The organism is Paeniglutamicibacter antarcticus, from assembly GCF_039544305.1.
Classification (GTDB): Bacteria; Actinomycetota; Actinomycetes; order Actinomycetales; family Micrococcaceae; genus Paeniglutamicibacter; species Paeniglutamicibacter antarcticus_C.
The window spans coordinates 62,691-86,092 of the sequence record NZ_BAABLK010000034.1; the positions used below are offsets into that span (position 1 = coordinate 62,691).

15 protein-coding genes and 1 pseudogene are annotated in these 23,402 nt (G+C 60.6%); 4 read left to right on the top strand and 12 right to left on the bottom strand.

Annotated elements, in window-relative coordinates; translation table 11 throughout:
- Positions 1-41: 41 nt before the first annotated feature.
- The 4 genes from tuf to rpsL all read right to left on the bottom strand — a co-directional run bounded on the left by tuf (position 42) and on the right by rpsL (position 4,507).
- Positions 42-1,232 carry an elongation factor Tu gene (tuf, locus tag ABEA12_RS11825; RefSeq protein ID WP_210100120.1) on the bottom strand — a complete coding sequence of 397 codons (1,191 nt, stop codon included), beginning with the start codon at positions 1,230-1,232 and terminating at the stop codon, positions 42-44.
- A gap of 234 nt (positions 1,233-1,466) precedes the next feature.
- A complete protein-coding gene (fusA, locus tag ABEA12_RS11830; RefSeq protein ID WP_210100119.1) occupies positions 1,467-3,581 on the bottom strand; it encodes an elongation factor G in 2,115 nt (704 codons plus the stop codon).
- An 81-nt stretch (positions 3,582-3,662) separates the two neighbouring features.
- Positions 3,663-4,133 (bottom strand): 30S ribosomal protein S7, encoded by a 471-nt coding sequence (gene rpsG, locus ABEA12_RS11835; RefSeq protein WP_210100118.1) that lies wholly within the window; start codon positions 4,131-4,133, stop codon positions 3,663-3,665.
- The gene (gene rpsL, locus ABEA12_RS11840; RefSeq protein ID WP_210100117.1) at positions 4,133-4,507 is read right to left on the bottom strand and encodes a 30S ribosomal protein S12; all 375 of its coding nucleotides are present in this window, start codon (positions 4,505-4,507) and stop codon (positions 4,133-4,135) included. Before rpsL ends, rpsG begins: the two co-directional genes overlap by 1 nt.
- Positions 4,508-5,385: 878 nt before the next feature.
- Between rpsL and ABEA12_RS11845 the strand changes: the two genes are divergently transcribed.
- Both ABEA12_RS11845 and ABEA12_RS11850 read left to right on the top strand, forming a co-directional pair.
- Positions 5,386-6,162 (top strand): hypothetical protein, encoded by a 777-nt coding sequence (locus ABEA12_RS11845; protein ID WP_210100116.1) that lies wholly within the window; start codon positions 5,386-5,388, stop codon positions 6,160-6,162.
- Positions 6,163-6,198: 36 nt separating this feature from the next.
- Positions 6,199-6,939 (top strand): class F sortase, encoded by a 741-nt coding sequence (locus ABEA12_RS11850; RefSeq protein ID WP_210100115.1) that lies wholly within the window; start codon positions 6,199-6,201, stop codon positions 6,937-6,939.
- A 1,030-nt stretch (positions 6,940-7,969) separates the two neighbouring features.
- On the opposite strand, the gene ABEA12_RS11855 is transcribed toward ABEA12_RS11850, so the two are convergent.
- Entirely contained in the window at positions 7,970-11,863 is a 3,894-nt protein-coding gene (locus ABEA12_RS11855; protein ID WP_210100114.1) for a DNA-directed RNA polymerase subunit beta', read from the bottom strand.
- A gap of 193 nt (positions 11,864-12,056) precedes the next feature.
- Positions 12,057-15,563, bottom strand: a complete 3,507-nt coding sequence (rpoB, locus tag ABEA12_RS11860) for a DNA-directed RNA polymerase subunit beta (RefSeq protein ID WP_210100113.1) — start codon at positions 15,561-15,563, stop codon at positions 12,057-12,059.
- Positions 15,564-15,883: 320 nt separating this feature from the next.
- On the opposite strand from rpoB, the gene ABEA12_RS11865 reads away from it, so the two are divergent.
- Both ABEA12_RS11865 and ABEA12_RS11870 read left to right on the top strand, forming a co-directional pair.
- A complete protein-coding gene (locus ABEA12_RS11865; RefSeq protein ID WP_345468320.1) occupies positions 15,884-16,861 on the top strand; it encodes a thiolase family protein in 978 nt (325 codons plus the stop codon).
- Positions 16,855-17,361, top strand: coding sequence for an aminoacyl-tRNA deacylase (locus ABEA12_RS11870; RefSeq protein WP_210102482.1), 507 nt, complete (start codon positions 16,855-16,857; stop codon positions 17,359-17,361). The genes ABEA12_RS11865 and ABEA12_RS11870 overlap by 7 nt, the downstream gene beginning before the upstream one ends.
- A 100-nt stretch (positions 17,362-17,461) precedes the next feature.
- Here the strand turns inward: ABEA12_RS11870 and ABEA12_RS11875 are convergent.
- The 6 genes and pseudogenes from ABEA12_RS11875 to nusG form a co-directional block, all read right to left on the bottom strand.
- Positions 17,462-18,523 (bottom strand): annotated as a pseudogene (locus ABEA12_RS11875) (acyltransferase family protein); the annotation flags it as partial.
- Between the two features lie 203 nt (positions 18,524-18,726).
- Positions 18,727-19,101: a 50S ribosomal protein L7/L12 gene (gene rplL / locus ABEA12_RS11880; RefSeq protein WP_210100112.1), complete on the bottom strand. Its 375-nt coding sequence runs from the start codon at positions 19,099-19,101 to the stop codon at positions 18,727-18,729.
- 69 nt (positions 19,102-19,170) lie between these two features.
- On the bottom strand, positions 19,171-19,725 hold the full coding sequence (gene rplJ / locus ABEA12_RS11885; protein WP_210100111.1) for a 50S ribosomal protein L10: 555 nt from the start codon (positions 19,723-19,725) through the stop codon (positions 19,171-19,173).
- A 1,346-nt stretch (positions 19,726-21,071) separates the two neighbouring features.
- A complete protein-coding gene (gene rplA, locus ABEA12_RS11890; protein WP_210100110.1) occupies positions 21,072-21,779 on the bottom strand; it encodes a 50S ribosomal protein L1 in 708 nt (235 codons plus the stop codon).
- A gap of 166 nt (positions 21,780-21,945) precedes the next feature.
- Positions 21,946-22,377 (bottom strand): 50S ribosomal protein L11, encoded by a 432-nt coding sequence (rplK, locus tag ABEA12_RS11895; protein ID WP_210100109.1) that lies wholly within the window; start codon positions 22,375-22,377, stop codon positions 21,946-21,948.
- 133 nt (positions 22,378-22,510) lie between these two features.
- The gene (gene nusG, locus ABEA12_RS11900) at positions 22,511-23,377 is read right to left on the bottom strand and encodes a transcription termination/antitermination protein NusG (RefSeq protein WP_210100108.1); all 867 of its coding nucleotides are present in this window, start codon (positions 23,375-23,377) and stop codon (positions 22,511-22,513) included.
- Positions 23,378-23,402: the final 25 nt, after the last annotated feature.

Here is a 23,402-nt window from a genome sequence, read left to right on the forward strand (position 1 = left end):
TTTCCTTGGACCGTTAGGTCAAGATCTCTGGGTAGAAAAGACTACTTGACGATCTTGGTAACGCGACCTGAACCAACGGTGCGGCCGCCTTCGCGGATCGCGAAGCCGAGGCCGTCTTCCATGGCGATCGGCTGGATCAGCACGACTGACATTTCGGTGTTGTCGCCAGGCATAACCATTTCCGTGCCTTCCGGCAAGGTAATAACGCCGGTGACGTCCGTGGTGCGGAAGTAGAACTGCGGGCGGTAGTTCGAGTAGAACGGGTTGTGGCGTCCGCCTTCATCCTTGGACAGGATGTAGACGTTGGCCTCGAAATCGGTGTGCGGGGTGATGGAACCCGGCTTCACGATGACCTGGCCACGCTCTACGTCTTCGCGCTTGATGCCGCGAAGCAGCAGACCACAGTTCTCGCCGGCCCATGCCTCGTCGAGCTGCTTGTGGAACATCTCGATGCCGGTAACCGTGGTCTTCTGGACCGGGCGGATGCCAACGATTTCGATTTCCGAGTTGATCTTCAGGGTTCCACGCTCGGCGCGGCCCGTAACAACGGTGCCACGGCCGGTGATGGTGAAGACGTCTTCAACGGGCATCAGGAACGGCTTGTCCTTGTCGCGAACCGGGTTCGGGACGTGCTCGTCAACGGCATCCATCAAGTCCTCGATGGACTTGACCCAAACCGGGTCGCCTTCCAGGGCCTTCAGGCCCGAAACGCGGATAACCGGTGCCTCTTCGCCGTCGAAGCCCTGTGAATCCAGAAGTTCGCGAACTTCCATTTCCACCAGGTCCAAGAGCTCTTCGTCATCGACCATGTCGGACTTGTTCAGCGCGACCATCAGGTAGGGAACGCCAACCTGGCGGGCCAGCAGAACGTGCTCGCGGGTCTGTGCCATCGGGCCGTCGGTAGCGGCAACCACGAGGATTGCGCCGTCCATCTGGGCAGCACCGGTGATCATGTTCTTGATGTAGTCAGCGTGACCCGGGGCATCAACGTGCGCGTAGTGGCGCTTCTCTGTCTGGTACTCGACGTGCGAGATGTTGATGGTGATACCGCGCTGGCGCTCTTCCGGCGCCGAGTCGATATTCGCGAAATCGCGCTGCTCATTCAGATCCGGGTACTTGTCAGCAAGTACCTTGGAAATGGCGGCCGTCAACGTGGTCTTACCGTGGTCAACGTGACCAATGGTGCCGATGTTGACGTGCGGCTTGGTCCGCTCGAACTTTGCCTTTGCCACAGGTTCCTCCTAGAAACGTTTACAGAAGACGTACCTCGCCCACTCGGATCGCGGGCGAAACTCGTACAAGTCTACTGGGGGCTTGTGAAATGTTTAAATTGCGGTTAGCTGCGGGATCAAAGTGAAGATCCGTTAGTTGGCCAGGTGTGGCCGCAGTGGATTTCCCTGCTCCGGCCACACCGTGCGGCCACTCACCCGAGGGACGGGGTCACGGCCAATTCCTGGTCCGGGAGATTACTCTCCGCGGGCCTTCTGGATAATCTCTTCGGCAACTGCCTTCGGGACCTCTGCATAGCTGAAGAATGTCATCGAGTACACGGCACGGCCCTGGGTCTTCGAACGCAGGTCACCAATGTAACCGAACATCTCGGACAGCGGCACCGTTGCACGGATGACCTTCACGCCTGCAGCATCTTCCATCGAACCGATGGATCCGCGGCGGGAGTTCAAGTCACCGATGACGTCGCCCATGTACTCCTCGGGAGTACGGACTTCGACATCCATGACCGGCTCGAGGATGATCGGGCTGGCGCGGCGTGCGCCTTCCTTGAACACCTGTGAACCAGCGATCTTGAACGCCATTTCCGAGGAGTCGACGTCGTGGTAGGCACCATCGATGAGGGTAGCCTTCACGCCGACCATCTGGTAGCCGGCAAGGATGCCGAACTGCATGGCGTCCTGGATTCCGGCGTCGATCGACGGGATGTATTCGCGAGGAATACGTCCACCGGTAACGGCGTTCTTGAAATCGTAGATGACACCATCGACAACTTCCAAGGGCTCGAACGAGACCTGGACCTTTGCGAACTGTCCCGAACCACCGGTCTGCTTCTTGTGGGTGAAGTCAACCTTCGCCACGGCCTTCTTGATGGTTTCACGGTATGCAACCTGCGGCTTGCCGACATTGGCTTCGACGCGGAATTCGCGGCGCATGCGGTCCACCAGGATATCCAGGTGAAGCTCGCCCATGCCGCCGATTTCGGTCTGGCCGGTGTCTTCGTTGAGGGAGACGGTGAACGTCGGGTCCTCGGCCGAAAGCTTCTGGATGGCCGTGGAGAGCTTCTCCTGGTCACCCTTGGTCTTCGGTTCGATCGCCACGAAGATCACGGGAGCGGGGAACGACATTGACTCGAGCACGATCGGGTTGGCCGGATCGCACAAGGTGTCACCGGTGGTGGTGTCCTTGAGGCCGATCACTGCGTAGATGTGACCCGCGTGGATCTCGTCTACCGGCTGCTCCTTGTTGGCGTGCATCTGGAAGAGCTTGCCGATGCGCTCCTTCTTCTGCTTGGTCGAGTTCAACAGCGCCGTACCGGGAGTTGCCTTGCCGGAGTAGACGCGGATGAAGTTGAGCTGGCCAAAGAAGGGGTGAGCCGCAATCTTGAAGGCCAAAGCCGAGAACGGCTCGTCTTCGCTAGGCTTGCGGATCAGTTCGATCTCTTCGTTCTTCGGGTCGTGCCCAATCATGGGCGGGACATCCAGAGGCGAAGGAAGGTAATCGATGACAGCATCGAGCATCGGCTGGACGCCGCGGTTCTTGAATGCGGAACCACAGAAGACCGGGTAGAGCTGTGAGTTGACGACCATCTTGCGGATGCCGTCCTTGAGCTCATCGATGCTGATCTCTTCGCCTTCGAGGAACTTCTCCATGAGCTCGTCAGAGCTCTCGGCGACATCCTCGACCATTTTGGCGCGGTATTCCTGGGCCTGTTCCAGCATGTCTGCCGGGACTTCGCGAGTCTCGTAGGCGGCACCCATGGTGACATCACCCTTGGAGTCGCCTTCCCAGACGAATGCCTTCATAGTCATCAGGTCAACGACACCGATGAATTCAGACTCGGCGCCGATCGGCAGCTGCATGACCAGCGGCTTGGCACCAAGACGCTTGACGATGGTCTCTACGGTGTAGTAGAAATCAGCACCCAGCTTGTCCATCTTGTTGACGAAGCAGATACGCGGAACTTCGTACTTGTCAGCCTGGCGCCAGACAGTCTCGGACTGCGGCTCCACGCCTTCCTTGCCGTCAAACACTGCAACCGCGCCGTCAAGGACGCGCAGCGAGCGCTCAACCTCGACGGTGAAGTCAACGTGGCCCGGGGTGTCAATGATGTTGATCTGGTTGTCGTTCCAGAAGCAGGTCACGGCGGCAGACGTGATCGTGATGCCGCGTTCCTTTTCCTGCTCCATCCAGTCGGTCGTTGCGCCGCCGTCGTGCGTTTCGCCGAGCTTGTGGTTCACACCCGTGTAGAACAGGATGCGTTCCGTAGTAGTGGTCTTACCGGCATCAATGTGAGCCATGATACCGATATTGCGGACCTTGTTAAGGTCGGTAAGCACGTCCTGTGCCACGATGTCTCCCTTTGTTGGTTATGTCCGTTGCGTTGGCGGAACCGGTCATGGACCAATCCCGCCAACCGAACAAAACTCGTTTTACCAGCGGTAGTGGGCGAAGGCCTTGTTGGACTCTGCCATCTTGTGAGTGTCTTCGCGACGCTTGACAGCGGCACCAAGACCATTGGACGCGTCGAGGATCTCGTTCATGAGACGTTCGATCATCGTCTTCTCGCGGCGAGCCTTCGAGTAGCCAACGAGCCAGCGCAGAGCCAGCGCGGTGGAGCGTCCGGGCTTGACCTCAACTGGTACCTGGTAGGTCGCGCCACCAACACGGCGGGAGCGAACTTCGAGGGCCGGACGGATGTTATCCATGGCCTTCTTCAGGGTGACAACCGGGTCGGCACTGTTCTTGGCTGCCACACCTGCGAGTGCACCGTAAACGATACGCTCTGCAGTTGACTTCTTACCGTCGACCAAAACCTTGTTGATCAGCTGGGTAACAAGCGGGGAACCGTGGACCGGGTCCGAGACGAGGGGGCGCTGTGGGGCGGGACCCTTACGAGGCATTACTTACCTTCCTTCTTGGCACCGTAGAGGCTGCGAGCCTGCTTGCGGTTCTTGACACCCTGGGTATCGAGAGCGCCACGTACGATCTTGTAGCGCACACCCGGCAAGTCCTTCACACGACCGCCGCGCACCAGCACGATGGAGTGTTCCTGCAGGTTGTGGCCAACGCCCGGAATGTAAGCAGTCACTTCGACGCCACCGGCAAGACGCACACGTGCGACCTTACGAAGTGCGGAGTTCGGCTTCTTCGGGGTGGTGGTGTACACACGGGTGCATACGCCACGACGCATTGGGTTGCCCTTGAGGGCGGGGGCCTTGGTCTTAGTGACCTTCGGCGAGCGACCCTTGCGGATCAGCTGCTGAATAGTAGGCACTTTCGTGTCCTCCGGTTTCTATGTCTTGCGGCGCCACCCGCAATCAAGCTGCTTGCAGACGCTGCGTTTATAGTCGTTTCATCACAGCGATTTCGGTTTTGACCCTAGGCGTGCGAAAGTGTGGCATATGTTGCGCAACTTACCCGCAACCCGGACCGTGTCCATTTGCCACACATGAAAAACAATTAGCACAAGCTTAGCACGCATGACCGGAGGCGCGTGACACCAGGGGTCACGGAGCACCTGGTTCGCCAGGCACCAATTGCACCGGCGGCACGCGCCCGCGCGGCCCCCACCGTGTGATCAGGCCCTTCGCGGCGTCGACACCGGCCCAACAGCCTCACTGCTTGGGGTGCGAATCACACAAGGTGCTGCGGTCCTAAGCCCCGCTCAACACCATGCCCCCAAGCATCAGACTGGCGCAGGTGCCGTCCGGGCAACCCCGGGCGGCGGCGGGACCACCGATCACACTCGATGAAGCACTCCCAATTTGTTCCATGGTGTTGCACTCGGATGCTGCGGGGCCTCGGGCCTGAGAAGTCCCGGGTACCCTGCCCCCGCCGGAGGACAGCAACACGGCGCCGGACAGCACCTGGCGCCTTGGACGCTGGCTTCCCTGGCCGTCATAGAGCCTTGCGGCGCGCCCATCGAGCCAGCGGATAAATTCGTCCTGACATGTGCCGTCCCAACCGCAGCCGTGGATTTTTCCCATGCAGAACAAGGATTTTCCCCATGCTCCTCCAACTCCACGGAAAATTATCGGAGGCTTTCCAATCCGCAGCCACCCCCTGGTCCGAATGAGACGTGTGACACGGGATATAGTCACAACATCGGTGCCGGCCGCAAGGGGCGGCACCCTCACGAAAGGGAAGACCCTCATGAGGAAGCTACAACTTTTGGCCGCACCGGCACTCGCACTGGGAATGATCGCCGCTTCGGCTGCGGGCGCATCAGCCGCAACGGAAACCCACTCCTTCCAAACCGAGCTCAAAGAGGTCAATGGCAGCGGCGCCACCGGCACCGTGATGGTCAGCATCAAGGGTGACCAGGCAACGGTGACCGAAAAGGTCAGCGGACTGGCCAAGACTTTTGACGGCAAGCCGTACCCGCACGTCCAGCACGCCCACATCACCACGGACACGCAGGGCACCTGCCCCACCATGGCCGATGACAAGAACGGTGACGGGGTCATCAGCACCACCGAGGGCATGCCGTCCTACGGCATGATCGGCACCACGCTGTCAACCAGCGGGGACACCAGCGACAAGGCAGCCTTGGACCTCGCGGTGGGAGGCATGGGTGACAGCTTTACCTACGAGCGCACCTTCACCATGAATGCAAAGACCATCAAGGCCATCAAGGCCGGCAATGGCACCGTGGTGGTTCATGGCCTGGATCCGGCAACGCTGAGCGCGGAAGGAGCCAAGGCCAAATCGGACCTTGACCCGAAGCTTCCCCTCGCGGCGACTTCGCCCGCATTGTGCGGCACGTTGACCGCCGGACAGATGGACATGCCCAACGGCAATCCCGAAACCGGTGGTGGCAACACAGCCGGGATGGACAACGGCATGATCGCCCTCGGTGGCGGTTTGGTACTGGTTGCCGCCGGCGCCGGCGTCTACATGGTTCGTCGCCGCCAGGGCGAGCAGAACTAGAACAACCCAAACCAACACCGGAAAGGTCCACTACTGATGAAGCACATCCAGAACTGGAAGACCAAGAGTCGCGCTCTCGCGCTCACGGGCATTGTCGCGGTTGGCCTTGTCGGATCGGTGTTGGTTGGAGCCGGCGTGAAGGGGGAGGCCCCTCCCCCTTCACCGCTGGTCTCCGAAGCCATCGAAGGACCCGCTGCGCCGAGCGAGCAACCATCGGCCATCACGGCCCCCGAGGCCGGTACCAAGCCGGCGAAGCAGGATCCGGCATTCCCCCTGTTTAGCTCGACCCCCGGGGACTTGATACTGAAAAAATCCCAGCCCACCCGGCTCACCATTCCCAGCATTGACGTGGATACCGACCTGATGAACGTTGGACTACAAGACGATGGAACCATTGGCGTCCCGCCGCTGCTGACGGATTCGCCAGCCGGTTGGTTTGATCGCGGACCCACTCCCGGGGAAAAAGGACCGGCGGTGATCCTGGGACACGTCACGGCGCTAAACCAGTTGGGCCCGGCAGTCTTCTTCAAGCTCGGCGCCTTGCACAAGAACGATGAAATCTCCGTGACGCGAGAAGACGGAAAGGTCGCGGTCTTTACCGTCACCCGAGTAGAACAGACACCGAAACCGGACTTTTCCTCCATGGATACCTACGGAAACACCGACGACGCACAATTGCGGCTAATCACTTGCGGCGGGACGTTTAACAAAACGACGGCCCGTCACGCTGACAACATCGTGGTCTACGCCGAACTCACCTCGACCCACCCGGCATAGACGGCTACTACGCGCTCCCGCCTCCGGGAAGCACCGACGATACTTGATGGTCGCGCCTGACGGGTGCGGCCATCGGTGCGTCAGGACGTTTCCGATGGGATCCGCGGATTCAACGGCACAACACTTGATGCCCCCGGGGCAAAACAGAAGCAGAGCCGCCCCTTGAAGCCCTGGCACTGCCGGTTGCTAACGAGTGAATATCACGACATAGTTCTGGTCGCTAGCGCGCGCCGGCTCTATCCGACGTCTCGATCTTGGCTCTTTGGAACAGGCATCGCCCTGACACTTTGTTGCATCGTGAAACCGACTACGCCCCCTGTCTCCTCGCCTGGCCATGTGGCGTGATCCATGGATCCGAGCCCACGCCCCACCCCCATGGGCCCTGGCCTAAAGAAGGTCAGGGCCTTTTGGCTGCGCGCGGTATCCGTTTCCCTCGGTCCCCGAACCGGATCCACTGTGGCGAAAGAGCACAAAGAGCGCCTTTACCATTCACGGCGTGGTGCAATACCTCGATTTATCGCACCACAAGCACTCTACATAGCCAACGGAAAAACCCAAGGCAATTGCCATGGAAGGCATGCACGCGGCTCAGTCGGACTTCGGCGTTCCACCCCGGATGGGCTGAGCGCAGCGTCTCAATCAAGATAAGTCGAATAGGAGATACCTCCCATAGGCGAATATTCTCTTCAGCCTAATGTCGCCCGGTTTGCGGGGATGCGACGTCATCACCTGACGATCGGCTTCCACCGATGTCAGGACCTCAGGTCAACAATGCTGTGCCGTACTGGCTCTTCCCGGACTCCGGCACGGGCCCGCCTGCCGGGATTGCAGCAAGATGTATGTACTTGCGGTGCTGCAAGGCCGGGGTTCCGTGTGCTCTACATCCACGCCCGGCTACCGTGCACGGGCAAAGGAAAGGCCGGCCCGCAACGCGCTTCCCTTTCCCCTTGCGGGAATAAGAAGAAGCACGGCGCGGGCCGGCCTTGTTGCGTGTCCTTCCCCCAGACAGGCTGGGGAAAGGCGTTACGCCTTAGCGGAAATCGGTCCCGAGATCGTAGTCATCCATGGCGATGGCGTGGAATTCCGGGCTCAGGCCCGGCTCCAGTCCGTCGTAGTCCATGCCAGAGGAGAATGCGGACTGTCCGGAGAATAGCGAAGCCTTCGCCGCCTCCGTTGGTTCCACGTTCACCTGGGTGTAGCGGTCCAGGCCGGTACCGGCCGGGATCAGCTTACCGATGATTACGTTTTCCTTCAGGCCGAGCAATGGATCGGACTTGCCTTCCATTGCGGCCTGGGTCAGCACACGCGTAGTCTCCTGGAAGGACGCGGCCGAGAGCCAGGAATCGGTAGCCAAGGAAGCCTTGGTGATACCCATCAGTTCGTCACGGCCAGATGCCGGACGCTTGCCCTCGGAGACTGCCTTGCGGTTCTGCGACTGGAATCGTGCCTTGTCCGCGAGCTCACCCGGAAGCAAGTCGGTCTCGCCCGACTCGATGACGGTGATGCGGCGCAGCATCTGGCGAACAATGACTTCCACGTGCTTATCGTGGATGCCAACACCCTGGGACTGGTAGACCTCCTGGACTTCGCGAACGAGGAACTTCTGCGCCTCACGCGGGCCAAGAACTCGCAGGACCTGCTTCGGATCGATTGCACCGGCAACCAGCTGCTGGCCAACGATCACGGATTCGCCCTCGATAACCAACAGACGTGCGCGGCGAAGGACCGGGTAGGCCATTTCTTCGTCGCCGTTGTCCGGGGTGATCACGATGCGAAGCTGCTTCTCGGAATCCTCGATGGTCACGCGTCCTGCAACCTCGGAGATCGGGGCAACACCCTTGGGGGTACGTGCCTCGAAGAGCTCCTGGATACGGGGCAGACCCTGGGTGATATCTTCCGCGGAGGCAGCGCCACCGGTGTGGAAGGTACGCATGGTCAGCTGGGTACCGGGCTCACCAATGGACTGTGCAGCAATAATGCCCACGGCCTCACCGATGTCCACGGTCTTACCGCTGGCCAGGGAACGTCCGTAGCACAGTGCGCAGGTTCCAACCGCTGATTCACAGGTCAGCACGGAGCGGACCTTGATCTCGGTGATACCGGCATTGAACAGTTCGTCAATGAGCACATCGCCCACATCCGCGCCGCCCTGTGCCAGCACCTTGCCCTTCTCGTCGGTCACGTCGGTGGCCAACGTACGGGTGTAAGCCGAGTTCTCGACGGTGTCGTGCATACGCACGGTCCCGATCTCGTCGGTGTAGGCAATCGGCACGTTCAAGCCACGGCTGGTGCCGCAGTCCTGTTCGCGAACGATGACATCCTGCGAGACATCCACCAGACGACGGGTCAGGTAACCCGAGTTGGCGGTCTTCAGCGCGGTATCGGCAAGTCCCTTACGGGCACCGTGGGTCGCGATGAAGTACTCAAGAACAGACAGGCCTTCACGGTAGGAAGACTTGATCGGACGCGGGATGATCTCGCCCTTGGGGTTTGACACCAGGCCACGGATACCGGCAATCTGGCGCAGCTGCAACCAGTTACCACGAGCCTTTGAGGTCACCATCCGGTTAATGGTGTTCAGCTCTTGCATGCCGGCCTGCATGGCCGCAGCAACCTCGTCGGTTGCCTTGGTCCAGATGTCGATGAGGTCCTGGCGACGCTCGGTGTCCGCAATCAGGCCCTTGTCGTACTGCGACTGGACGCGGCGCGCCTTCTCCTCGTATGGCTCAAGGATGGATGCCTTGTCCATGTTCGAGGTGATGTCGGAGATGGCAACGGTGATGCCCGAACGAGTGGCCCACTTGAAGCCGGCGTCCTTGAGGTTATCCAGCGTTGCTGCCGTGACGACCTTCGGGTAGCGCTCGGCCAGGTCATTGACGATGTCCGAGAGGGCATCCTTGCCTGCAACGTGTTCCACCCACGGGTAATCCGCAGGAAGGGTCTCGTTGAACAGGACCTGACCAAGCGAGGTGTCGATCAATGCCTCTTCGCCTTCGATCCAGCCTTCGGGAGCCGGCTGGCCCTCGGAGGGGACGAAGCCGGTGACGCGGATCTTGACCGGTGAGTTCAGGTGAAGTTCCCCGCGGTCCATGGCCATGATCGCCTCGGCGACCGAGGAGAACGCACGACCGGCGCCCTTCTCGTCGAGGCGCTTGGTGGTCAAGTGGTGCAGACCGATGATCATGTCCTGCGAGGGCAAGGCCACCGGGCGGCCGTCGGAAGGCTTGAGGATGTTGTTGCTCGAGAGCATCAAGATCCGGGCCTCCGCCTGGGCTTCGGGGCTCAGAGGCAGGTGCACTGCCATCTGGTCACCGTCGAAGTCGGCGTTGAAGGCAGCACAAACCAGCGGGTGGAGCTGAAGGGCCTTGCCTTCAACCAACTGCGGTTCGAATGCCTGGATGCCCAAACGGTGCAGGGTAGGTGCACGGTTGAGCAGCACGGGGTGCTCGGTGATGATCTCTTCGAGAACGTCCCAGACCTGCGGACGGTAACGCTCGACCATGCGCTTGGCGCTCTTGATGTTCTGTGCGTGGTTGAGGTCAACCAGGCGCTTCATCACGAACGGCTTGAAGAGCTCCAGTGCCATCTGCTTAGGCAGGCCACACTGGTGCAACTTCAGCTGCGGACCGACAACAATGACCGAACGACCGGAGTAGTCGACGCGCTTGCCCAGAAGGTTCTGGCGGAAGCGCCCCTGCTTGCCCTTGAGCATGTCGGAGAGCGACTTCAACGGGCGGTTGCCCGGTCCGGTCACCGGACGGCCACGACGGCCGTTGTCGAAGAGCGAATCCACAGCTTCCTGCAGCATGCGCTTTTCGTTGTTGACGATGATTTCCGGCGCACCGAGGTCCAACAAGCGCTTGAGGCGGTTGTTGCGGTTGATCACGCGGCGGTACAGGTCGTTGAGGTCGGAGGTCGCAAAGCGGCCACCGTCGAGCTGCACCATCGGGCGAAGCTCCGGCGGGATCACCGGAACGGCGTTAAGAACCATGCCCAACGGGGAGTTGGTGGTGGTCAGGAACGCGTTGACGACCTTAAGGCGCTTCAGCGCACGGGTCTTGCGCTGACCCTTGCCGTTTTCGATGATCTCGCGAAGGATCTCCGCTTCGGCTTCCATGTCGAAGTTTTCGAGACGCTTCTGGATCGCCTCGGCGCCCATGGAGCCCTCGAAGTACAGTCCGTAGCGTTCGCGCAGCGAACGGAACAGGCCTTCGTCACCTTCGAGGTCTGCGACCTTCAGGTTCTTGAAGCGGTCCCAGACCTGGTCAAGGCGCTCGATGTCGGCATCGGCGCGCTTACGCACCTGTGCCATCGTCTTGTCGGCCAAATCGCGGGTCTTCTTCTTCTCCGCTGCCTTGGCACCGTTGGCTTCGAGGGTAGCAAGCTGGTCCTCGAGTTCGCGGGCAATGGCGGCGATGTCGGAGTCGCGGGTGTGGACCAGCTGCTTGCGTTCCAGGTCATGCTGGGCCTGGAGGTTGGGCAGCTCGGCGTGGCGGCGGTCTTCGTCAACGGAAGTCACCATGTAGGCGGCGAAGTAGATGATCTTCTCAAGATCCTTCGGAGCCAGGTCAAGCAGGTAGCCCAAGCGCGAGGGAACGCCCTTGAAGTACCAGATGTGGGTCACCGGAGCGGCGAGCTCGATGTGTCCCATGCGTTCGCGGCGGACCTTGGCACGGGTAACTTCAACACCACAGCGTTCGCAGATGATGCCCTTGAAACGCACGCGCTTGTACTTGCCGCAGTTGCACTCCCAGTCGCGGGTGGGACCGAAGATCTTTTCACAGAAAAGACCGTCCTTTTCCGGCTTGAGTGTGCGGTAGTTGATGGTTTCGGGCTTCTTTACCTCGCCGTAGCTCCACCCGCGGATCTCTTCCGCTGTTGCCAGGCCGATGCGCATGAGGCCGAATGAGGATTCGCTGGACATATGGTCCTTATCTCTCTTCTAAGTTCTCTGAAGTCTAATGTGGTGAGGTGTTCGGGAATCCAATGCGGACTCTCGCTCACCGTTGGGTCTGGAAGGTATCCAGTTCGATGCGGTGATCCAGGGCGGGCGAGCGGTTGCCCTGCATTGCTGCAGGTGCCCCGCTCCCCCGAACCCCTTGGATCACGCCGTGGAACTAAACCTCTTCGACGGAGTTCGGCTCCGACCGTGAAAGGTCGATGCCGAGTTCTTCCGCGGCCCGGAAGACTTCTTCATCCGAGTCTCGCATTTCGATTGTGTTGCCGTCGGTTCCGAGGACCTCGACGTTCAAGCACAACGACTGCATTTCCTTGATCAGAACCTTGAACGATTCCGGAACCCCTGGCTCCGGGATGTTCTCGCCCTTGACGATCGCCTCGTATACCTTCACGCGACCGTGAATGTCATCGGACTTGATCGTGAGCAGTTCCTGCAAGGTGTATGCGGCACCGTAGGCCTCCAGGGCCCACACTTCCATCTCACCAAAGCGCTGGCCACCGAACTGGGCCTTGCCGCCCAGCGGCTGCTGGGTGATCATCGAGTACGGGCCGGTGGAGCGGGCGTGGATCTTGTCGTCCACCAGGTGGTGGAGCTTCAAAATGTACATGTAGCCCACGGAGACCGGGTCCGGGAACGGCTCGCCGGAGCGGCCGTCGAACAGACGGGTCTTACCGGTGTTGTCGATCAGGCGCACACCGTCACGAGTGACGTTGGTGTGGTCCAAGATGCCGCGGATTTCATTCTCCGAGGCACCGTCGAACACCGGGGTGGAGACCGTGGTTGTTACCACTTCGCGCGGCAACGCGGGCAGATCCTTGATCCACTCCGGCTCGCCCTCGATCTTCCAGCCCTGCTTGGCAGCCCAACCCAGGTGAATTTCCAGTACCTGGCCGACGTTCATGCGGCCGGGAACACCAAGGGGGTTCAGCACAATGTCAACGGCGGTGCCGTCTTCCATGAACGGCATGTCCTCGATCGGCAGGATCTTGGAGATGACACCCTTGTTGCCGTGGCGACCGGCAAGCTTGTCACCGTTGGTGATCTTGCGCTTTTGTGCCACGTAGACGCGAACCAGCTGGTTCACGCCCGGAGGCAGGTCGTCGTCGTTGTCGCGGTCGAAGATGCGAACACCGATGACCACGCCGGACTCGCCGTGCGGAACCTTCAGCGAGGTGTCGCGCACTTCGCGGGACTTCTCGCCGAAGATGGCGCGCAACAGGCGCTCCTCGGGAGTCAGCTCGGTCTCGCCCTTGGGGGTGACACGGCCAACGAGGATATCGCCGGCTTCGACCTCAGCACCGATGTGGATGATGCCGCGCTCGTCGAGCTGGGCCAGGATTTCCTCGGAGACGTTCGGGATGTCCCGGGTGATCTCTTCGGCGCCGAGCTTGGTGTCGCGGGCATCGACTTCGTGCTCTTCGATGTGGATCGAGGTGAGCACGTCCTCGGAGACCATGCGCTGGGAGAGGATGATCGCATCCTCGAAGTTGTGCCCTTCCCAGGACATGAAGGCGACCAGCAGGTTCTTGCCAAGGGCGAGCTCGCCCTTGTCGGTGGATGGTCCGTCGGCAATGATCGAGTTGTAGTCAACCCGATCCCCCTCGGAAACCATCACGCGCTGGTTGTATGCGTTGCCCTGGTTGGAGCGTGCAAACTTCATGATCGGGTAGGCAGCCTCGGTGCCGTCATCGTTCATGACGGTAACCAGGTCCGCGGAGACCTCGGAGACAACGCCGCCGGTGGTGGCGATGACGGAGTCACCGGCATCCACTGCTGCGAACTTCTCCATGCCGGTACCCACCAGCGGGGACTCCGAAGCCAGCAGCGGCACTGCCTGGCGCTGCATGTTCGCACCCATGAGGGCGCGGTTGGCGTCGTCGTGCTCGAGGAACGGAATCAGGGCCGTTGCCACCGACACCATCTGGCGCGGGGAAACGTCCATGTATTCGATCTCAAGCGGCTCGACGATGACGGGCTCGCCGCCACCGCCCTTTTCACGGACCAGGACGCCGTCTTCGATGAAGGAGCCGTCCTCGCTCAGTGGCGCGTTGGCCTGGGCGATGAACGATTCCAGCTCGTCATCGGCGGTCAGGTAGTCGATCTGGCCGGTGACCTTGCCGTCGACGACCTGGCGGTACGGGGTTTCGATGAAGCCGAAGGCGTTGATGCGGCCATAGGTCGCCAACGAACCGATCAGGCCGATGTTCGGGCCTTCGGGGGTTTCAATCGGGCACATGCGTCCGTAGTGCGAGGGGTGGACGTCACGGACTTCCATGCCTGCACGGTCACGGGAGAGACCGCCCGGGCCCAGCGCGGAAAGACGGCGTTTGTGCGTCAAGCCGGCCAGCGGGTTGTTCTGGTCCATGAACTGCGAGAGCTGGGAGGTTCCGAAGAACTCCTTGATCGCGGCAACAACCGGACGGATGTTGATCAGCGTCTGCGGGGTGATCGCTTCGACGTCCTGCGTGGTCATGCGTTCGCGGACCACGCGCTCCATGCGGGAAAGACCCGTACGGACCTGGTTCTCGATCAGCTCGCCCACGGCGCGGATACGACGGTTGCCGAAGTGGTCGATGTCGTCAATGGCGACGGTCAACTGGACGGGCTTGCCTTCGCGGATGCCCGAAACGTTCTTTTCACCGGCGTGCAAGGCAACGAGGTACTTGATCATCGCGACGATGTCATCGATGTTCAACACCGATGCGTCCGGGTCGCTCAACGGGGTGTCGACACCGAGCTTGCGGTTGATCTTGTAACGACCGACCTTGGCCAGGTCGTAGCGCTTGGCCTCGAAGTACAGGTTCTTCAGCAATGCCTGTGCGGCATCGACCGTCGGCGGCTCGCCCGGGCGGAGCTTGCGGTAGATATCCAGGAGTGCTTCCTCCTGGGTATCGGTGGTGTCCTTCTCCAGGGTGGCGCGGATCGAGTCGTACTGTCCGAACTCCTCCAGGATGCGTCCTTCACTCCAGCCCAGGGCCTTGAGCAGGACGGTGACCGACTGCTTGCGCTTGCGGTCGAGGCGAACGCCGACCTGGTCGCGCTTGTCGATTTCCAGCTCGAACCATGCACCGCGTGAGGGGATGATCTTCGCAGTGAAGATGTCCTTGTCACTGGTCTTGTCCGGGGTGCGCTCGAAGTAGGCACCGGGGGAACGCACGAGCTGGGACACCACGACACGCTCGGTGCCGTTGATGATGAAGGTACCCTTGTCGGTCATCAGCGGGAAGTCGCCCATGAACACGGTCTGCTGCTTGATTTCGCCCGTGTTGTTGTTCATGAACTCGGCCTTAACGTACAACGGGGCCGCGTACGTTGCGTCGCGGTCCTTGCACTCGGCCATAGTGTATTTGGGGTCGGCGAATTCCGGCTCCGAGAAGCTCAGGGACATTGTCTCCTGGAAGTCTTCAATCGGTGAGATCTCTTCGAAGATCTCGGCAAGTCCGGAGACGTTGGCTACACTGGTATCGCCAATGGTCTGGGCGTACGCCAGACGGTTCTTCCAGCGCTCGTTGCCGATGAGCCAGTCGAAGCTCTCGGTCTGCAACGCCAAAAGGTTGGGGACGTCAAGTGGTTCGTGAATCTTTGCAAAAGAAAGTCGGCCAGCATATTCCGCGCTGCGGGCCGAACTAGCGGTTTGGTTGTTAGAGGTGCTCGAGGCGACCAAGATGGATCCTTCCACAGACCGTCAGGTTTCCGGCGTTCTCTCTCTGTGAAGAGTTTCACTGATCACAGCACCGCTGAGCAGGCCTACCGCTATATGAAGGCCGGAGATGAAAAGAGAAGACGCAAATCTCTACATTACACCATCCGACCTACCATGTCCATCCATGAACACGCAACCCGGCAGCCCACGCACCATATTCGGTGAGGTGTCCGTCACCATTGACGATGGCTCCTGTGTCCCTAAACACATCGAGATAACCTGGAGGCAGGTGCCGAACAGCCTCGATTCAGCAACGGTACCGGTAAGGGAGATCTCCAATCATGTCCTCACCGCGTGAGGCAGCCATCGTCGCCGGCGGCCGCACTGGCATCGGCCACCCCGACGGCCCGCCTTCAACACCGATCGCTATCGAGCCGGGCGCCGCAGCGATCCGGGCCGGCTTCGGACAGAACCCAGTACGACAAAGCTCCATCGCAGCGGGCATCGGCCGGGACGTCAATGCGCCCACATTGAACAAGGTCTACTTCTCCGGGCTGGCAGCCATCAGCGATGCGGCACGCTTGATCCTCGTGGGCGATGCCGATGTGGTGCTCGCCGGCGGGCACGAGTCGATGTCCCAAGCACGGCATCTGCTGCCGGGTTCGCGCACGGGATGGACCTACGCAAACATCATCTCCATTGACTCGGTGGCCAACGAAGTGCCCACAGATTCCTTTGGCGGCAATCCGGTGGGAGTGCGCACGGAGAGGCATAACCCCGCACCGGGCCGCACCTGCTTAGGGCAGGTCGAAGTTGCCGCCGCATCCGATCATCGGGCGGCAGCCGCCGCCGGCATTGCCGGCGATTCCTCTCCCCTGTCCGACGGTGCTGCCGCACTGATCCTTGCCTCCCGGCAGTACGCTCAGGCCCATGGCAATGAGGTGCCCTCGACTATAGATGCTTCCGGGTCGGTGGCCGGTCAGGACAACTCGCTGCACTCCCAACCCTTGCATACCATCGCCGCTTCGCTGGATACCCGTGCCTGGGCCACCACGGAACTCGATTTCATCGAGATCAACGAGGCCTTCGATGCCGTTGCGTGCCAACCCCCGAAGGCTCGCCACTGCCCACTGCAGAAGGTAAGCATCCGTGGTGGTGCAATTGCCTTGCGTCACCCCATCGGGGCATCGGGTGCACGCCCGGCATTGAGTGCAGTATTGGAATTGAAACGTCGGGGCGCGGCAAGTGGGCGGTCAAACCGCGCGGCGGCGGACAGTGCGGTGCGCCGTTGCTGGGCCGCGAGGAGCAGAAGATGGTGACGCAACGATTGCCAGCCGGCGTGGAACGAATGATCCGCGATGCCACCGCACGCGGACTCGAGGTCCATGTCGTTTCCCGGCCACCGGCTGGCAGCCTCCCGGAGGCGGCAAGGCTCTTGGGGATCCAGCGACATGAAATCATTAAATCCCTGGTGGTCAAGCGCAAGGACGGAACGTTCCTCTTTGTTCTAGTTCAAGGTGACAGGGTCATTTCCTGGCCCAAGCTGCGCTCGCTGCTGGGTGTCAACAAGCTGTCGTTGCCGCAACCCGACGTGGCCTTGGCGGCAACGGGCTATGAACGCGGCACCATCACTCCGCTGGGCTCGAGCACACCGTGGCCGGTCTACGCTGATTTCGGCGTCGAACAAGGAAGGGTCTGCATCGGGGCCGGCGGCCGCGGTCATTCCGCGTTTGTGGAATCTGCACAGCTGCTCGCGGCCTTGGATGCAACGGTCGCGGACATCGGCGACGCGGAACCGGAGCCTCCGGCTTGGCCTTGAGTCCGAGCCGGACACCAACAAGGTCCAGCCCCTTGGTTGTTGCTGCGGCCAGCGGCTTTGCCAAGGGCCGTTCAACGAAACGTTGGACCAGGAATGCGGCCGCCAGCACGGTGGCGATGACCACTGCGAGAGTCACGTTTTTGCCCAGTACCGGAGCGAGGTGGTCGATCATCCACCAACCCCAGACCTGGTGCAACAAGTAAAGCGGGTAGGTCAACGCGCCCAACACGGCAAGAAACTTCCACTGCACCTTGCGCAGCGGCGTCAGGGATAGCACCGCGACAGCAGCAAAGAGTCCCGACACAATGAGCCAGTAATGCCATGCGGGGATCTGGTAGCCAACAAGTTCCATGGCTTCCTGCGGCCCGTTGAGCCCCGTGAAGTATGCGGCGATTCCGACATTGAGCACCAACAGGGACCAGCGCATGATGCTGTGCCCGAAGCGGTAGATCAAGAAAAGGAGGATTCCGCCGCAAAAGAGCGGTGCGTACTCGCTCATGAGCATCTTGTCCGCGGACTCGCGACCCATCAGGTTCGCTGCCAGACCGAGCACCGGCCACAGTGCCGCAAGGATCGTCATGCCGCGGATGGTGAGCAACCGGAGCACGATCAGCACCAGGATCAGCAGGTAGAACCGCATTTCCACCCACAGTGTCCAGTAGACCCCGTCGATATGCCTAAGCCCCATGGCGGGATGGAACATGGTGAGGTTCGCGAGAACTTCCTTCAATCCGAGGCCCGCACCCATCTTGGGCCACATCACGATGACGAGAAACCCGGTGGCCAGAACCGCGACCCAATAGGCGGGGTACAACCGCCCGACGCGCGATCCGATGAACCGTCCTGCGCCCTTGCCGTATGCCGAAAGCAGGATGACGAATCCGCTGATGATGAAGAACAGCTGGACGCCCATGTTGCCGTAGACACTGATCCTTGAAAGTCCGGGCCAGGAATCCTTGGCTTCCTCGGTGCCCCAGAATCCGTGGTGCCATGCGGTGTAGTGGTAAAGGACGACGAGCAAGGCCGCCGCAAAACGCAATCCGTCGAGCAGTGCCAGTCGCGGTGCCCTCTTTGCTGCGGGTTTCACCTGGGGAGCAGGCTTGTCCTGGGTCACCTTTGACGGTGCGTTGAGCAGGATCGTTCCGCTGCTAGACATCGCCATCCCCCCCCCTCACGGTCCACTGTTATCGTTATCTATCCGTTATCTACGATAGCAAAGAACAAAGGATTCGACCTTCCTCGGGGAATTATGAGGCCGAAGTCACAGTTAATCTCCAGCTTGCCGGGGCGGTTCAAACGGGCGTTAAAGACCTTTGGCCCGCAAAACCAAATGGTTCTACGGGCCAGAGGCGGAAAAGTGGAGAACTACTTGAGCTCAACCGATGCGCCGGCGGCCTCGAGGGCCTCCTTTGCCTTCTCTGCAGCTTCCTTGGTGACACCTTCGAGGACAGCCTTGGGAGCCGAGTCAACGACCTCCTTGGCTTCCTTCAGACCCAACGAGGTCAAGGCGCGGACTTCCTTGATCACTGCGATCTTCTTTTCGCCCGGGCCCAGGAGGATAACGTCGAATTCGGTCTGCTCGGCTTCTTCCTCGGCGCCTCCGGCGGCCGGGCCAGCAACTGCAACAGCTGCTGCGGAGACCTCGAAGGTCTCCTCGAAGGTCTTTACGAACTCGGAGAGCTCGATGATGGTCATTTCCTTGAAGGCTTCCAAGAGCTCTTCGGTGGACAGCTTCGCCATGATGGGCGTCCTTTCCGTTGGCGGCACATGCGTGCCGCAAGTTACTTGAGTGAGGGGGTTGAAGAAAGCTTAGGCTTCTTCGGTGGCGGCTTCGGCAGCAGGTGCCTCGGCCTCGGCAGGTGCTTCAGCAGCGCCACCGTTTGCTTCTTCGAGCTTTGCGCGCAGTGCTTCGATGGTGCGGACAGCGGCGGAAGCCGGTGCCAGCAACACGCCAGCCACGCGGGCAAGCTGGAACTCACGCGATTCAAGGGCTGCCAGTGCGGCAACCCCGGCTGCGTCAAGGGCCTTGCCCTCGAAGTAACCGGTCTTGATGATGAGCTGCTTGTTATCCTTGGCAAAATCCGTGAGGCTCTTAGCGGCAGCAATTGCATCGCCCTTGATGAAGGCGATTGCAGTCGGACCAGAAAGCTGGCCGTCGAATGCTTCGATGCCGGCTTCCTTTGCTGCGATACCAGTCAAGGTGTTCTTCACAACCGCGTACTTGGTCTCCTGACCAAGTGAACGGCGAAGCGCCTTGAGCTGCGCAACAGTAAGCCCACGGTATTCGGTCAGGACAGCGGCGGTCGACTCCTTGAAGTCGACGGCGATTTCCTCAACTGCGGAAACCTTAATCGGCGTTGCCATAACACTCCTTCCGGGGTATAGATCTGATACCAGTCGATGTAGCCCGGCCAGGAGTACTGGCATAAAAAACGCCCCATGCAGGATGCACGGGGCGGAAATAACGCAATAAAATTGAGTCAAATACACTTCGTTCACCTGCGCAGGTCGTCCTTGTGGGACTTTCGGAGTATTACTGCTCAAAGCAGCAATACTCGACCGACGGTCTTCGGTATGAACAAGCCTAACAGCGCAATGTCTTCGACTCCAAATCGAACCCGTGGTGTTCTTGGCTACAAGGCCAGGGATCCCCCTTCCAGGCCCACTGGCGATGAAAAGACGGCAGGCCCCTCGGGTTTCGCTTCTTGGGGGATAGCGAAAGGGAGGGGCCTGCCTGTGCAGCAATGCAACTTGGGGGAACGCATTGCTGCGGTAACGCGTTCGGGGCGGGGCTTGGGGTCTCCGCCGGGGAACGCGTGGTGACATAGTCACCAAGTCGCAATCAGATTGCGACGAATTAATAATAGCAGGATTTCCACTGCCTGCACCCCAAACCGTCCTGCGCTTCTTCCAGGGCACTGGAACCCATCGAACCAATGCGCCGCCGCCGTTCCTAGATGAAGTGCGGCGACTGGGCTCGTTCACATCCCCGGAAATCCAAAACCAGTAGTCAAACATAGATCCGACATCCCCTCATACGGAACTTGCCCATGGTCTTTTCCATGCTTCCCGCTTCCGACCTCCACCCTGCACGACGCTGGGTGTGATCGATGACGCATATCGATATTCCTTCGCAAAAGCGGAAATGCCCGGATGAATGGCCAACCGGTCCGGTGGGGCCGAGATCCCCACGTCCACGAACGCTTCGCTGCTGGAACACGACGGTGAATGATTCGAGGGCCAATACGACTTCGACGAGCTGTTGCGCGATGCGACAGCTGCCCAACGTTGATGTTGGTTCCCCCTGATCGCATCCGTGCTCCGGAACCCACCCGGAAGGCATCATGCCTCACGGATTCACCATGAGTGCTGAAGTGCCCCTGCCCACACGAGAACTTGTGCTGGTCGGCTGCGTGGCGCAAAGTTGGCCACCAGGGACCTCGGAGCGTGAAGGCAATCCAGCATGCACCAGCCCGGGTTCATGGCACACCGCCACGATGCCGACCTTTGCATCTACCAACCGGAAGGTTCCTGCTGATGGGCCCTGCATCGGTGTCGTGTTCGTACCCCGGGGCAGCGGGCAAGGTAGCGCTGCCCGCATTCCAGGCCGCTCTGGCCCCAGGAAGCATGCTCGGGGCACTTCTGGGGTTAAACGCAGATATCCCGCCCCCACCGTGGTGGGAACGGGATATCTGCAAGGTCAGATGCGCTTAGGCGTCTGCGAACACCTTAGTGACGTTCGGGTCAACGGCGATGCCGGGACCGAAGGACGAAGCCACGGTGGCCTTGGTGATGTAGCGGCCCTTGGAGGAGGAAGGCTTCAGGCGAAGCACCTCGTCCAGTGCTGCTGCGTAGTTCTCTGCCAGCTTCTGGGCATCGAAGGAAACCTTGCCGATGATGAAGTGCAGGTTCGAGTGCTTGTCGACGCGGAAGTCGATCTTGCCACCCTTGATTTCACTGACGGCCTTGGCCACATCCATGGTGACGGTGCCGGTCTTCGGGTTCGGCATCAGGTTACGAGGACCCAGTACCTTGCCCAAGCGGCCGACCTTACCCATGAGGTCAGGGGTTGCAACTGCTGCGTCGAAATCGGTCCAGCCGCCGGCGATCTTGGCGATCAGGTCGTCCGAGCCAACGAAGTCGGCGCCGGCCGCGATTGCGGCTTCTGCCTTGTCGCCGTTGGCGAACACCAGGACGCGGGCGGTCTTGCCCGTGCCGTGGGGAAGGATAACGGTGCCGCGGACCATCTGGTCGGCCTTGCGCGGGTCAACGCCCAAGCGGAAAGCAACCTCAACGGTCTCGTCAGCCTTCGAGAAGGCGATTTCCTTGGCCAGTGCGACGGCGTCAACCGGAGCGTAGAACTTGTCTTCTTCGATCTTAGCCGCGGCGGCTACGAATGCTTTACTGCGCTTTGCCATCTGCTTTTTCTCCTTATGCAGTCGTGGTCATGTATGGATCGCGCGCGACCCTGCCACTTGCGATGTGGTGCACCGGAAGGATTCCGGATGGTTCCGCATCGTCTTTATTGTTTTTGGGTGTGCGCTCCTGGATCTTCTCCGGGTTCGCGGGTGTGGAAGGTGTTGCTTAGCCTTCTACGGTGATGCCCATCGAGCGGGCGGTGCCTGCAATGATCAAGGCAGCGGCCTTGATGTCGTTAGCGTTGAGATCTTCCATCTTGGTGGCGGCGATCTCTTCGGCCTGGGCCTGGGTCAGCTTGGCAACCTTGACGGTGTGCGGGGTAGCTGAACCCTTGGCAACGCCTGCAGCCTTTTTGATGAGCTCGGCTGCCGGCGGGGTCTTGGTGATGAAGGTGAAAGAACGGTCTTCGTAGACAGTAATTTCAACCGGAACCACGTTGCCACGCTGCGACTCGGTGGCCGCGTTGTAAGCCTTGCAGAATTCCATGATGTTGACGCCGTGCTGACCAAGCGCGGGACCGATCGGAGGTGCCGGGTTTGCGGCGCCTGCGTTGATCTGCAGCTTGATGAGTCCGGTGACCTTTTTCTTGGGGGCCATGTCGGGTCCTTCTTCTGTTGCGTTGCCCCGTTGCACAGGAGCGTGCCTCGGGGGGTTGACCGCCGTGGCTCGGCGGCCGAAACCGTGCCGTGCTCCCGGTAAAGCATCCGGGCGCAGGCACGAAGTCTAAATATTACTGGATCTTGGTGACCTGGCTGAACGACAGGGTCACGGGGGTCTCGCGTTCGAAGATCGAGACCAGCACGACCATTGTCGAGGAATCCAGCTTGATCTCGCTGATCGTTGCCGGGAGAGTCTCGAAGGGGCCATCGTTGACGATCACCGATTCGCCAACCTCGAAATCGACGTTGACCTCGGTGATCGGGGCGCGGCCCGACTTCGAGTGCTCGCCTTCTTCTTCGGTCACGATGGTGTGCTCGAGCATCGAGAAGACTTCATCAAGACGCAGCGGGACCGGGTCATGGGCGTTGCCGACGAAGCCGGTGACACCGGGGGTGTGACGGACCGCACCCCATGAGGCGTCGGTGAGTTCCATGCGGACAAGCACGTAGCCGGGGATGCGCACACGACGCACGATCTTGCGCGTGGTGTTCTTGATCTCCACGACTTCTTCCATCGGGACCTGGATCTCATAAATGAGCTCCTCCATGCCAAGGGTCTGGCTACGGGTCTCGAGGTTGAGCTTCACGCGGTTTTCGTAACCGGCGTAGGAGTGGATGACGTACCACTCACCGGGCTGGCGGCGCAGCTGGGTGCGGAATTCCTCGATGGGATCCACAGCCGGGGTTTCCTCTTCGGCTTCATCCCCGGGCGCCTGCTCGGCATCCTCGGAGACTGGAGCCTGATCCCGGGGCGCCTGCTCGGCATCCTCGGAGACCGGAGCCTGATCCTCGGGAGCCTGCTCGGCGTTCTCGGAAACGGGAGCCTGCTCGGCGTCCTCGGAAACGACGGAATTGGTCGACACCTCATTGGTATCGACCTCTACGCCCTGGCCTTCGAGTTCTTCGGTGGCCTGCGGTTCGTGTTCCTGCTCGGACACTGCGGTTCCTGCTTTCTGTTACTGG

What these genes read in the sequence shown, in the direction of transcription:
- rpsG (WP_210100118.1), bottom strand. Translation starts at nt 4,133, where the DNA reads ATGCCTCGTAAGGGTCCCGCCCCACAGCGCCCCCTCGTCTCGGACCCG.
- ABEA12_RS11845 (WP_210100116.1), top strand. Translation starts at nt 5,386, where the DNA reads ATGAGGAAGCTACAACTTTTGGCCGCACCGGCACTCGCACTGGGAATG.
- ABEA12_RS11850 (WP_210100115.1), top strand. Translation starts at nt 6,199, where the DNA reads ATGAAGCACATCCAGAACTGGAAGACCAAGAGTCGCGCTCTCGCGCTC.
- ABEA12_RS11855 (WP_210100114.1), bottom strand. Translation starts at nt 11,863, where the DNA reads ATGTCCAGCGAATCCTCATTCGGCCTCATGCGCATCGGCCTGGCAACA.
- ABEA12_RS11865 (WP_345468320.1), top strand. Translation starts at nt 15,884, where the DNA reads ATGTCCTCACCGCGTGAGGCAGCCATCGTCGCCGGCGGCCGCACTGGC.
- ABEA12_RS11870 (WP_210102482.1), top strand. Translation starts at nt 16,855, where the DNA reads ATGGTGACGCAACGATTGCCAGCCGGCGTGGAACGAATGATCCGCGAT.
- rplL (WP_210100112.1), bottom strand. Translation starts at nt 19,101, where the DNA reads ATGGCGAAGCTGTCCACCGAAGAGCTCTTGGAAGCCTTCAAGGAAATG.
- rplJ (WP_210100111.1), bottom strand. Translation starts at nt 19,725, where the DNA reads ATGGCAACGCCGATTAAGGTTTCCGCAGTTGAGGAAATCGCCGTCGAC.
- rplA (WP_210100110.1), bottom strand. Translation starts at nt 21,779, where the DNA reads ATGGCAAAGCGCAGTAAAGCATTCGTAGCCGCCGCGGCTAAGATCGAA.
- rplK (WP_210100109.1), bottom strand. Translation starts at nt 22,377, where the DNA reads ATGGCCCCCAAGAAAAAGGTCACCGGACTCATCAAGCTGCAGATCAAC.